The organism is Piscinibacter sp. PDB1-1 (assembly GCF_056675995.1).
Genome location: NZ_JBWVZJ010000003.1, coordinates 109,122 through 121,328, shown reverse-complemented (window position 1 = coordinate 121,328; position 12,207 = coordinate 109,122). Strand labels below are relative to the sequence as shown.

Genomic DNA, 12,207 nt, shown 5'->3' with positions numbered 1-12,207 from the left:
CGTTCACTCCGCCTTGCGCGGCAGGCTGACGGTGAACCGGGTCACCTGGCCGGGCTGCGAGTGCACGTCAATCTGGCCGCCGTGGGCCTGCACCACCTGCTGCACGATGTACAGGCCCAGCCCCAGGCCCTTGGTGCGTGCACCGGCCTGGCGGCCACTGCGGAAGGGGTCGAAGATGTGCGGCAGGAGTTCAGGCGCAATGTGGCCCTTGTTCTGCACGACCAGCACCACGGAGTCGTTGGCGCTGCCGTCGAGCATCACGTCGATCGTGCCCTCGGCTGCGCCGTGGTGCAGGGCATTGCCGATCAGGTTGGACGCCACCTGCACGAGGCGGTCCTCGTCCCACCAGCCCAGCAGGCTGCCGCTTTGGGTGTACTCGATGCGGCTCTCCGGGAAGATGACCTCGTGCTCCTGGATCACGCCCTGGATCACCGTCTCGAAGCTGGTGTCACGCCGGTTGATCGGGATGCCCTGGCCCAGGCGGGCCCGCGTCAGGTCGAGCATGTCCTCGATCATGCGGCTCATCCATGCGGCGCTTCGCATCAGGCGGCCGCCCATCTTCTGCAGCGATTCTTCGTCGCGCTTCTCCAGGATCTTGGCCGAGAGCTGGATGGCACTGAGTGGCCCGCGCAGGTCGTGGCCGAGCACCGCGTTGAACATCTCGTTCATGCGCAAGGCGTTGGTGCGCTCCTGCAGGTCGCGTGCGAGCTGCAGCTTCTGGCGGTAGAGCTTGAAGAACACCTCGGCCTTGCTCTTGAGGATGTGCGGTTCGATGGGCTTGTAGAGGAAGTCGACCGCACCGCTGTCGTAGCCTCGGAACTGGCGCTTGGAGTCTGTGCCACCGGCGGTCACGAAGATCAACGGCACGTCGCGCGTGCGCTCCACGCTGCGCATGATTTCGGCGAGCTGAAAGCCGTCCATGTCGGGCATCTGCACGTCGACCAGCGCCAGTGCCACGTCGTGCACCAGCAGCAGTTCGAGCGCCTCGGGGCCGGACTGCGCCAGCAGGAGCTCCACATCGTCGTGGCGCAGCAGGGCGGACAGCGCCGAGAGGTTCTCGGTCAGGTCGTCGACCAGCAGGCACTTGACCTTGATGCGCTCGGGCGGGCTCGGGGTGCCAGGCGATGTATTCACGGACGAGCTCCTGAGTTCAATGTTCGTAGCAGGTCGGCAATGCCGTCGAGCGGCAGGATGTGGTCCACAGGGCCGTGCTTCAGCGCCGATTCCGGCATCAGCGAGGCGTAGGCCGTGTCGGGTTGCTGAACCACGGTGCGGCCACCGAATTGTCCGATGCGCGCCAGGCCCAGGGCGCCGTCCTGGTTGGCGCCGGTGAGCACGATGCCCATCAGCCGCTCGCGGTACACGTCGGCGGCGGATTCGAACAGCACATCGATGGAAGGCCGCGAGTAGTGCACCGGCTCGTCCACCGAGAGCGCGAGGGTCGGGCCGGTGTCGACGAGCAGGTGGTAATCGGACGGTGCGAAGTACACGTGGCCGGGCAGTGCAGGCTCCTTGTCGGTCGCCTCACGCACCGTGAGCGCGCAGCGCGGCGTGAAGATCTCGACCAGCAGGCTGCGGCGCTCGCGCGGCAGGTGCAATACCACGAAGACGGCAGCACTCAGGCCGGCCGGAAGGGCTGGCAGCAGCGTCGAGAGCGCTTCCACGCCCCCCGCCGAGGTGCCGATCACGATGGCGTCGACCGAGGGGGCGGTCATGGCGAGTTCCTGCGCTGGTAGATGCGTTCGGCATCGGCGAAGTCGTCGAACGCATCGCGGTGCGCCGAGAAGCGCAGCGACTCCTTCGAGCCCAGGCCGAGGAAGCCCTTGCGCACCAGGGTGTCGCGGAAGAGGCCGATGGCGCGGTCCTGCAGGGTGCGGTCGAAGTAGATCAGGACGTTGCGGCACGACACCAGGTGCATCTCGGCGAACACACTGTCGGTGGCCAGGCTGTGATCCGAGAACACGATGTGCTTGCGCAGCGTCTTGTCGAACACCGCGCGCCCGTAGGCCGCGGTGTAGTGCTCCGAGAGCGACGACCGCGCGCCGGACTTCTGGTGGTTGCGGGTGAACTGCACGATGCGCTCGAGGTCGTACACGCCCGCCTCGGCCTTCTTGAGGGCCTGGGCATTGATGTCGGTGGCGTAGATCAGGGTGCGATCGAGCAGGCCTTCTTCGCGCAGCAAGATGGCCAGCGAGTACACCTCTTCGCCGGCACTGCAGCCCGCCACCCAGACCTTCAGCGAGGGGTAGGTGCGCAGCAGCGGCACCACGTCGTCGCGCAGGGCCTTGAAGTAGCTCGGGTCGCGGAACATCTCGCTCACCTGCACGGTGAGGTAGTCGAGCAAGGCCGGGAAGGTCGACGGATCGTGCAGCAGTTTGTCTTGCAACTGCGAGAGCGTCTGGCAGGCGAAGCGGGTCATGGCCGTGGTCAGGCGGCGCTTCAACGAGGCCGTGGCGTAGCCCCGGAAGTCGTAGTGGTACTTCAGGTAGATGGCGTCGACGAGCAGTCGCAGCTCGATGTCGAAATTGCGGTGCGGCACGCCCACGCTCCCTTACTTGGGCATCCAGACACGCACCAGCGACATGAGCTTTTCCACGTCCAGCGGCTTGGCGATGTAGTCGTTGGCCCCTGCGGCCAGACAGCGCTCCTGGTCGTCACGCATGGCCTTGGCGGTGAGCGCGATGATGGGCAGCTTGTTCCAGTGCGCCTGCTTGCGGATCTCCCGCATCGCGGTCAGGCCGTCCATCTCCGGCATCATGATGTCCATCAGCACGAGGTCGATCGGGTGCTCCGATTCGCCGCGGCTGCGTTCCAGCGCGGCCAGTGCCTCCAGGCCGTTGCGGGCCAGGTCAACCTTGGCACCCTTGGGTTCGAGCACGCTGGTGAGCGCGAAGATGTTGCGCACATCGTCTTCAACGACCAGGATTCGCCGGCCTTCGAGCGCGCTGTCGCGCCCGCGCGTGGTCTGCAGCATGCGTTGCAGCTCTTCCGGCAGGCTCGATTCAACCTGGTGCAGGAAGAGCGTCACCTCGTCAAGCAGCCGCTCGGGCGAGCGTGCGTCCTTCACGATGATCGACTTCGAGAAGCGCCGCAGCTGCTGCTCTTCTTGCGACGTGAGCGAGCGGCCGGTGTACACGATCACCGGCGGGAACGCTGTGTCCTCTTGCGCGGCCATGCGCTCGAGCAGCTCGTAGCCGCTCAGGTCGGGCAGGTTCAGGTCCATGATCATGCAGTCGAAGGTGGCTTCCTTGAGGAGCGCGAGCGCCTCATGGCCGGTTTCGACGCCGGTGATGCTGACGTCGTTGCTTTGCAGCAGTTGCCGGATGCTCTCGCGCTGGCGGGCGTCGTCTTCCACGACCAGCACGCTGCGCATGCGTTGCGAGAACTTCGACTCCAGCCGCTCCAGCGCCTTCATCACCTGTGCGCGCTTTACCGGCTTCAGGTCATAGCCAACCGCACCGCGCTCCAGCGCCTCCTGGGTGTAGTCGGCCACCGAGAGGATGTGCACCGGGATGTGCCGCGTGAGCGGGTCGTGCTTGAGTTGGTCGAGCACCCCCAGGCCAGAGTGATCGGGCAGGTTCACGTCAAGCAGGATCGCGTTCGGCTTGTAGATGTGCGCGGCGGCCAGCCCCTCGCTCGCGGTATGCGTGACGACGCACTGGAACTGCATCTCGCGCACGAGATCTCGAAGGATGGTCGCAAAGCGCGTGTCGTCTTCGACCACCAGGACGAGGCGGCGGCCCGGGTCACGGCTTGCGCGGTCGTCCTCGATGGCAATGGGCGTGAGGGTGGGCTTGTAGGCTGGGTCGGTTGTCTTGAAGAGGCGCTGGGGCGCGGCCGGCCGCTCGGCGGGCGGGACCGGCACAGGTCTTGGCGCCTGCGTGGGGCGCGGCGCCACCACCTGGGCGGCGTCTGCGGTCCAGGCCACGGGCAGCGTGACGACGAACGTGCTGCCTTCCCCGGGCGCGCTTTGCAGCGTGATGTCGCCTCCCAGCAATCGCGCTAGATCGCGCGAGATCGACAAGCCCAGCCCAGTGCCGCCGTACTTGCGGTGCGTGCTGCCGTCGGCCTGGCGGAAGGCTTCGAAGATGAGCTCCTGCTGGTGCGTGGCGATACCGATGCCGGTATCGCGCACGGCGATGGAGACTGTCTCCGGGGTGTCCTGATAGGCATGCAAGGTGACCTTGCCGGTGGCGGTGAACTTGATCGCGTTGGACACCAGGTTCTTCAGGATCTGGCCCAGGCGCTGGCCGTCGCTCACGATGCGTTCGGGTGTGCCTGCCTGCACGGTGGCGCTCAGGGTCAGCCCCTTCTGCTGGGCCATCGGGCCCATCGTCGAGGCCAGGCTTTCGAGCATGGGCGCAATCGCGATCGGCTCGGTGCTCACCTCGAACTTGCCGGCCTCGATCTTCGAGAGGTCGAGAATGTCGTTGATGAGCGTGAGCAGGTCGTTGCCGGCGTCGGAGATGGTCTGCGCGAACTTGACCTGCTCCTCGTTCAGGTTGCCTTGGGCGTTGTCCGCCAGCAGCTTGGCCAGGATCAAGGTGGAGTTGAGCGGCGTGCGCAACTCGTGGCTCATGTTGGCCAGGAACTCCGTCTTGTAGCGGTTGACGCGTTCGAGTTCGGTCGCCTTGTCGGTCAGCACCGCCTGGGCCTGCGAGAGTTCTTCGGTCTGGTTCTCCAGGTTCTGCGTCTGCGCTTCGAGGCGGGCGTTGGCTTCTTCGAGTTCCGTCTGCTGGGCTTCGAGCTGAGCCTGCGAGGCCTTGAGAACGCGCTCCTGCTCTTCGAGCTCTTCATTGCTGACGCGTAGTTCTTCTTGCTGGGCCTGCAGTTCCTCGGCCTGGCGCTGCGTCTCTTCGAGCAGCGCTTCGAGGCGGCTGCGGTCTTTGGCGGAGCGCACGGCGATGCCCAGGGTCTGGGATGCGCGGTCGAGCAGCTCGCGTTCGGCATCGCCCACGGGGTTCAGGAAGCCCAGCTCGATGACGGCGTGCACCTCGCCGTCGATGCTGGCCGGGGCAATCAGCAGTTCGCGCGGCTGCGCGTGGCCGAGCCCGGACGCCACGCTCAGGTATCCCGAAGGGATGTTGGTCACTTGCAGCGTGCGGTTCTCCTTGGCGGCCTGGCCGAGCAGGCCGTCGCCGGGGCGCACCAGGGGGTTGAGAGCCGGGTCGACGGCATAGCCCGCCGTGCGGCGGAAGTTCTTCTCTTCGTCTGCCACATAGACGGCACCGACGCTTGCGCCCATCTGCAGCGCAAGAAAGTTCAATACGCGCTCGCCCAGCACTTCGAGGCGTTGTTCGCCCTGGATGCGCGCACCCAGGCCGGCCTGGCTCGTGCGCAGCCAGATCTGGATCTCGCGCGATTTGTGATCGCGCGCGGCGAGTACCGCGCCGGCAGCGATCAAGGCCAACAACAGGGCCGCGCCGCCCCAGGTCAGGCCGTACGACGCGTTGACCGACTCGCGCCAGTCGCTTTGCCGCTCGTTGAGCAAGACCTGTTCATCGCGCATGACCTCGGCCACGCCTTCGACGATGGCGTCCATGGCCGCTTTGCCGCGATCGCTGGCCACGACCGCCATGGCCTGGGCGATGTCGCCCGCGCGCCGCAAGCGGATGGTCTGATCGAGCTCGCGCAGCTTCTCGTCCACCAGCAGCTCGATCTTGCCGAGCCGTTCGCTCTGCACCGGGTTGTCGGCCAGCAGCTGCTTCAGGTTGGCGAGTTGGCCCGGCACCGTGGCCTTGGCCTTGGTGAAGGGGCCCAGGTAGCTTTCTTCACCTGTCAGCAAGAAGCCACGCTGGCCGGTCTCGGCATCTTTGGCGCTGGCCGACAGGGACTGCAACTGCTCGACCACCCTGAAGGTGTGCGACACCAGTTCGGCGCTTTCCGTGCGCGAGGTGAGCGACTGGAAAGAGACGACCGAGATCAGCAGCACCACGACGGCCGCCGCGACGAAGCCGGCGAGCGTGAGAGGGGGCAGGGGGGTGCCGGCTCGAGGGCGGGCGACGTGATCGTGTGGCGCGTTTTTTGGGGTCATCGTGGTGGCGCTGGCGCGTCGAAAGGGACGCGGAAACCGGGCCCCATGCTATCCGGGGCGCGACGGTGTCTCATCCGCCTGCGATGGCGCGCCGGCGCTCGACGGCCTCCACGCGCAGCAGATGGCGGTACTTGGTCACGGTTCGCCGCGCCACAGTGAAGCCCTGTTGGGCCAGGAGGCGCGAGATCTCCACGTCCGACAGGGGATCGCCGGGGCGCTCTTTCTCCAGCATCTCTTTGACCAATTCGCGTATCGCAGTGCCCGAGAACGCGTTTCCGCTCGGCGTGGCCATCGCCCGCGAGAAGAAGTACTTGAGTTCGAACACGCCCAGCGGCGTCGCCATGTACTTGCTGTTGGTCACGCGCGAGACGGTGGATTCATGCACCCCGACCTCCTGGGCGATTTCCTTCAGGCCCATGGGCTTCATCGCCAGCGGGCCGTGGTCGAAGAACTGCGTCTGGTGCTTCACGATCGCCTGGGCCACGCCGAGGATGGTGGCGAAGCGCTGCTCCACGTTGCGCAGCGTCCAGCGCGCCTCTCGCAGCTGGTCGGCCATCTCCGGGTGGGCGGCCTGCTGCTGGCGCTGGAACATCTCTGCATACACCTTGTGCAGGCGCACCTTGGGCACGATGGCCGGGTTGAGCGACACCGTCCAGGCGCCGCGCACCTTCTTCACGATCACATCGGGCGTGAGGTAGCGGATGCCGGCGCTGCCGAAGCGCCAGCCGGGCCGAGGGTCGAGCCGGCGGATGCGAGCGCTGGCCGCGGCCACGGCATCCACCGGCTTGCGCAGTGCGCGAGCGAGAGTACTGGTGTCCTTGGTGGCCAAGCCTTCGAGGTGGTTGGTGATGATCTGGCGCGCCACCTCGCGCTCTTCTTCGCATTCGATGGTGTCGATCTGCAGCAGCAGGCACTCCACGATGTTGCGCGCACCGACCCCGGCGGGTTCGAGCGACTGCACGCGGCGCAGCGCGATCTGCAGCTCTTCGCTGTTTGCCGGTGGGGTGAGGGCGGTGACGCCGATCAGCTCGTCGAGGCTTTCCAGGCGCAGGTATCCGTCGTCATCGAGCGACTCGACGATCGCCTCGGCCAATAGCATGTCGCGCTCGGGGAGGGGCAGCACGCGCAACTGGCGGCGCAAGTGGTCGGAAAGAAGCATCTCGGCAGCCACGCGCTCCATCGGCGAGTCTTCGCCGTCCCCGGTGGACGACGCCCCCTCGGCGGTGCTGGTGGCGAGCCAGGTGTCGCGTTCGTCGTCTTCGAGCGGCGCGGGGGCGCTGTCGATGGGATCGGCCGGTGCGTCGTCGTCGGCGGCTTCGAGCGAGTCTTCGGCCTCGTCGGCGAGTTCATCGTCGGCGGTGTCGAGGAAGGGGTTGCGGTCGAGTACGGCCTGAACCTCTTGCGCGAACTCCATCGAGGGCAGTTGCAGCAAACGTACCGCATGCTGCAGACGGGGCGACAGGCCATGTTGCTGTCGCAGCGAGTTTTGCAGTTGCATGGTTCCCATTGAAGAGGTACTCCCAATTCGATTCAGTTGGGTGTCTTCAATGCAATGCCCGTGCCCTGTGTTTTCGCGCGCTTTCCCAAGCGCGGGGGGCATTTCCCCGGGCAATCTTGCCGATTTGCTGCAGCATTTGCGGCAATCGGCATGCCTGCGGCGTGGGCCGCGCGCAGGCGTGTGGCTTGGTGTTCGATCGCTTGGCGACTAGCTCGCGTGATCGTGCCGCTGCCGCTGCGGCGGGCGACGATCGGGGTGCGGCTCGGGGCGCTTCGGCTGCGAATGTTCGCTGTCGCTGAAGTCGAGTTCGAACTGATCGTGGATGCCGGAGCCCTCGTGGTCGGTTCGCTCGTGCAACGGAGGTGTACCGAGGTCGTGCTGTTGTTTCATGAGGTATCTCCGGTTGATTTGGAAAGTCTTACCCAATCACCTGTGAAAAGTGCATGCGGCGGCGTGAGCCTTGTAAGCGGATTCCGACATACATATAGGCTCGTGCTGACGCGGATTCCACGTCACTCGCGGCAAGATTCGCACATCGATTCAGCGGGATCGATCTCAGAAAAATCTTTCGCAGCCAAAACCAAAGCTGCGGGACAAGGAGACGAAAGGGGCAGGTGCTCGGCGCCGGCCGTTTCGACGGATGCATCACACAGGAGCAATCGGAATGCCACACGTCTTAGTCATTGAAGACGATCTCGACTCGGCCGAGCCTTTGGCCGAACTGATCTCGGCGGAAGGATTTACCGTGGCTACAGCGGGCTCGTTGCGTGATGCGCGGCGGCAGATGGCGCTTCAGGTCCCTGACCTGGTGCTGCTCGATCTGGTGCTGCCCGACGGCAACGGCCTCGAGCTGCTGGAAACCACCCGCGAGATGGCTCACACCGAGGTCGTGCTGATCACGGGCCATGCCAGCCTCGAGACATCCATCCAGGCGCTGCGGCGGGGTGCGACCGACTACCTGGTCAAGCCGCTCAACTTCAAGCAACTCCAGTCGGTTCTCGCACGCGTGAGCAAGCCGTGCCCGCTGCAGGACAAGACCGAAGGGCTGGAGAGCAAGGTCGACACCGAAGGCCACTTCGGCGGCCTGTGGGGGCGCTCTGCAGCCATGCGACAGGTTTACCAGCAAATCGTGCGGGTGGCCTGCACGAATGCCACGGTGTTCATCACCGGCGAAAGCGGCACCGGCAAGGAGGTGGTCGCGCGCACCGTGCACGACATGAGCCGCCGCCGGGGCCGGCCCTTCCTGGCCGTGAACTGCGGCGCGATCTCGCCACAGCTCATGGAGAGCGAGATCTTCGGCCACGAGAAGGGCAGCTTCACGGGTGCCGATCGGCAGCATCAGGGCTTCTTCGAGCGCGCGAGCGGTGGCACCTTGTTCCTCGACGAGATCACCGAAATGCCGCTCGACCTGCAGGTCAAGCTGCTGCGCGTGCTCGAAACCGGCACCTTCATGCGCGTGGGCTCCACCACGGTCCAGCAGACCGATGTGCGCCTGCTGACGGCGAGCAACCGTGATCCGCTGCGTGCGGTGGCCACGGGCCGTCTGCGTGAAGACCTGTTCTACCGTCTGAACGTGTTCCCGATCATGCTTTCGCCGCTGCGCGAGCGCTCCGAAGACGTGGAGTTGCTGGCCCAGCACTTCCTGAACCAGATCGCGCAGCGCGAAGGCGCGCGCAAGCAGTTTGCACCCCCGGTGCTGCAGCGGCTGGCGGCCTACGGATGGCCGGGCAATGTCCGCGAACTGCGCAACGTGGTGTACCGCGCCTATGTGATGGCAAGCGACTCCCTCATCGAGGACGCCTGCCTTCCCGTCTCTGGCGACGCGCCGCCGCCTCTGGTGCCGGTTGCGTCGAGCAGCGGCGACGTGGCTTACAGCGGTGCGCCGGCCTTGACCTTCCGCGTGGGCACAGCGCTGGCCGACATCGAACGCAAGGTGACGCTGGCCACCCTGGAGCACATGGGGCGGCACAAGGAGAAAACCGCCGCCACGCTGGGGATCAGCCTGAAGACGCTCTACAACCGTCTGAAGGAGTACTCGGCCCTGCATGAAGCACCCACGCCGGCTTTGGAAGAGGGTCAGTAAAACGGGGTTCTCAGATCAGAGCCATCCCAAAGCGGCCGCCGCTCCCGAGAACCGGGGCGGCGGCCGCTTTGCATTCGGGCCTGTTCGCACTAGATGAGCACCTCGCCCTGGCCCGGCGCGGGTGCTCAACTGGTGTGAACGGGCCCTATGCAGGCGAGAGTTGTCGATCACGGCCACTCAGAACTGGGCCATCAACAGAATGTTCTGCCAGCACTCAGTTCACCTCATCGGAGACCAGGGACTGAGCATCGACGCTCAGCACCTGCTCCGCGCGTGCGTCCAGGCTTGCCGCTGACCGGCGCGCAAAGCTGCCGGCGCGATCGCTCAGGTTGCTGAGCAGGCGGTCGGTTTCCAGTGCCTGCGGGTCGGGTGGGGCGGGCTCTTGGGTGAGAGCCTGGGCAGCGTCATCGACAGGCTGTGCGGCAACTTCGAGGCGCATGAGCTCGGCGCCTTCCTCGCGGCTTGCCACGGCAGCGGGAACGCGATGGGTGTTGGCGAAGGCGGCCTTGGGGTCGACGAGTCCGGTCTTGAGCGCGTCCTGGAAGAACGAACCGACCAGCAGGATGGCGTTGTGGCCGCCCTGGCCCCAATAGTTGCTGCGCATCGTGACCCGGGGGTCGTTGAAGCCGACCCAAGCGCCCGCCACGAGCTGCGGGTGCATCAGGATGAACCAGCCGTCGGTGTTGTTCTGCGTGGTGCCGGTCTTGCCCGCCACGTCGCTCGCGATGCCGAAGCGCGTCTTGACCATGGTGCCGGTGCCGCGGTTCACCACGCCACGCATCATGTCGATCAGCTCGAGTGCGGTGTCGGCCGACATGGCGCGCTTGGGCGACGAGCCGAACTCTGCGATCACCCGCCCCTGGCGATCGCGTATGCGCTTCACGAACAAGGGAGCGCGCCGCTCGCCTTCCTTGGCGATGGTGGCGTAGCCATTGACCATCTCCAGCAGCGTGACCGCGCTGGTGCCCAGTGCAAGCGAGGGCACCGGCGCCAGCTCGCTCTGGTCGACCCCGGCGGCGCGGGCGAGGGCCACCACGCCGGACGGGCCCACGTCTCGCATCACCTGGGCGGTGATGGTGTTCTTGGAGTGGATCAGCCCTTCGCGCAGGCTCATCGCCTCACCGCTGGAACCTGACATGTCGGTCGGCCGCCAGACCGTGCCACCGCCGGCGCGGAACTCGAGCGTCTCGTCCACATAGCTGCGATCGGGGCTCAGGCCGCGCTCCAGCGCTGCGCCGTACACGAAGGGCTTGAAGGTCGAGCCGGGTTGACGCTCGGCCTGCGCCACATGGTCGTACTGGTCGGCGGTGAAATCGCGGCTCCCCACCCAGGCCTTGACTTCGCCGTTCGTCGGGTCCATGGCGACGAAGCCGGCCTCCAGGCGGGTCTTGCGCGCCTTCAGACGGGCGATCCACGCGGCATTGGCGCTGAGATCTCGCCACACCTCGGTCTGGCTTGCGCCGCCTTCCACCGCACGGCGGAACTCGGGTGACTCTCGCACCGCGGTGGCCAGCAGGTCGGCGCGCTGCCGCCAGAAATGCGCGAACGGGTCGGCGCGCTGGCGGCGCTGGGCGTAGCTCTCGAGGCCTCCCGAGGTGGCGGCCAGGCTGGGCGTGCTCCATTCCACGTCGGCTACGTTCTGCAGAGCCGCCATCTGCTCCTCGACCGAAGCCTGCGCGGCGCGCTGCAGCTGGCTGTCGAGCGTGGTCTCGATCTGCAGGCCGTCGGCGTAGATGTCGACATCGTGGGTTTCGGCCCACTCGAGCAGCCATTTGCGCACGTGCACGACGAAGTGCGGTGCCAGGCCGAGGGTCTCGGTCGGCCGGTTGAAACTCAGACGGATCGGCTGCTGCGACAGGTGCTCGTACAGCGCCGGCGTGAGCGCATTGCGCTTGACCATCTGAGCCAGCACCAGATTGCGGCGCTGGCGGGCGCGATCGGGGTGCAGCACCGGGTTGTAGTAGTAGGTTCCCTTCAACATGCCCACGAGCGTGGCGCATTCGAGCGCGGTGAGTTCGGCTGACGGCTTGTCCCAGTAGGTGCGCGCGGCCATCTCGATGCCCACTGCGTTGTAGAGAAAGGGCGCGGTGTTGAGATAGAGCTCCAGGATCTGCCGCTTGCTGTACTGCTGCTCAATGCGCAAGGCGGTCACGATCTCCTTCAGCTTGCGGTGCAGAGAGCGGCTGCGGCCGATCTCTTCAGGGAAGAGATTGCGCGCGAGTTGCTGGGTGATGGTTGAGCCGCCTTGGAGATCTCCGTTGGCGCTCTGCCATGCGGCACCGATCAGTCGGCGCACATCTACCCCTGGGTGGTCGTAGAAGCGCCGGTCCTCGGTCGCAAGAAGCGCTGGGATGAGGTGCGGCGACACCTGATCGAGCGTGATGCGCTCCTGCTGGGTGCGCCCGAAGGTCGTGAGCACCTCGCCGTCTGCGGTCAGCAGCACCGAGCGGCGCACCTGTTCGATCGAGCGAAGGTCGCGCGCGTCCGGCGCCACCTGGAACAGGTAGGCGATGTAGGTACCGAGGAGCGCCAAGCCGACTGCTGTGCCCAGCATGGACACGATCAAGGCCGGGCGTAGTCGGAGGATCATCC

The 12,207-nt window shown here is 66.1% G+C and carries 8 protein-coding genes; 1 reads left to right on the top strand and 7 read right to left on the bottom strand.

Annotated features, from left to right (window positions below; all coding sequences use genetic code 11):
- Window positions 1-3: 3 nt before the first annotated feature.
- The 6 genes from AC1KAR_RS16505 to AC1KAR_RS16480 form a co-directional block, all read right to left on the bottom strand.
- On the bottom strand, window positions 4-1,134 hold the full coding sequence (locus tag AC1KAR_RS16505) for a hybrid sensor histidine kinase/response regulator (protein WP_480319655.1): 1,131 nt from the start codon (window positions 1,132-1,134) through the stop codon (window positions 4-6).
- Window positions 1,131-1,715 carry a chemotaxis protein CheB gene (locus AC1KAR_RS16500; protein ID WP_480319653.1) on the bottom strand — a complete coding sequence of 195 codons (585 nt, stop codon included), beginning with the start codon at window positions 1,713-1,715 and terminating at the stop codon, window positions 1,131-1,133. The genes AC1KAR_RS16505 and AC1KAR_RS16500 overlap by 4 nt, the downstream gene beginning before the upstream one ends.
- Window positions 1,712-2,539, bottom strand: coding sequence for a CheR family methyltransferase (locus AC1KAR_RS16495; RefSeq protein WP_480319651.1), 828 nt, complete (start codon window positions 2,537-2,539; stop codon window positions 1,712-1,714). Before AC1KAR_RS16495 ends, AC1KAR_RS16500 begins: the two co-directional genes overlap by 4 nt.
- 12 nt (window positions 2,540-2,551) lie before the next feature.
- Window positions 2,552-6,034 (bottom strand): response regulator, encoded by a 3,483-nt coding sequence (locus AC1KAR_RS16490; protein WP_480319649.1) that lies wholly within the window; start codon window positions 6,032-6,034, stop codon window positions 2,552-2,554.
- Window positions 6,035-6,104: 70 nt separating this feature from the next.
- Window positions 6,105-7,532: an RNA polymerase factor sigma-54 gene (gene rpoN, locus AC1KAR_RS16485; RefSeq protein WP_480319647.1), complete on the bottom strand. Its 1,428-nt coding sequence runs from the start codon at window positions 7,530-7,532 to the stop codon at window positions 6,105-6,107.
- A 207-nt stretch (window positions 7,533-7,739) separates the two neighbouring features.
- Window positions 7,740-7,922 carry a hypothetical protein gene (locus AC1KAR_RS16480; RefSeq protein WP_480319645.1) on the bottom strand — a complete coding sequence of 61 codons (183 nt, stop codon included), beginning with the start codon at window positions 7,920-7,922 and terminating at the stop codon, window positions 7,740-7,742.
- A gap of 274 nt (window positions 7,923-8,196) precedes the next feature.
- On the opposite strand from AC1KAR_RS16480, the gene AC1KAR_RS16475 reads away from it, so the two are divergent.
- Window positions 8,197-9,615, top strand: a complete 1,419-nt coding sequence (locus tag AC1KAR_RS16475; protein ID WP_480319643.1) for a sigma-54-dependent transcriptional regulator — start codon at window positions 8,197-8,199, stop codon at window positions 9,613-9,615.
- A gap of 214 nt (window positions 9,616-9,829) precedes the next feature.
- On the opposite strand, the gene AC1KAR_RS16470 is transcribed toward AC1KAR_RS16475, so the two are convergent.
- The gene (locus tag AC1KAR_RS16470; protein ID WP_480319641.1) at window positions 9,830-12,205 is read right to left on the bottom strand and encodes a penicillin-binding protein 1A; all 2,376 of its coding nucleotides are present in this window, start codon (window positions 12,203-12,205) and stop codon (window positions 9,830-9,832) included.
- Window positions 12,206-12,207 lie beyond the last annotated feature (2 nt).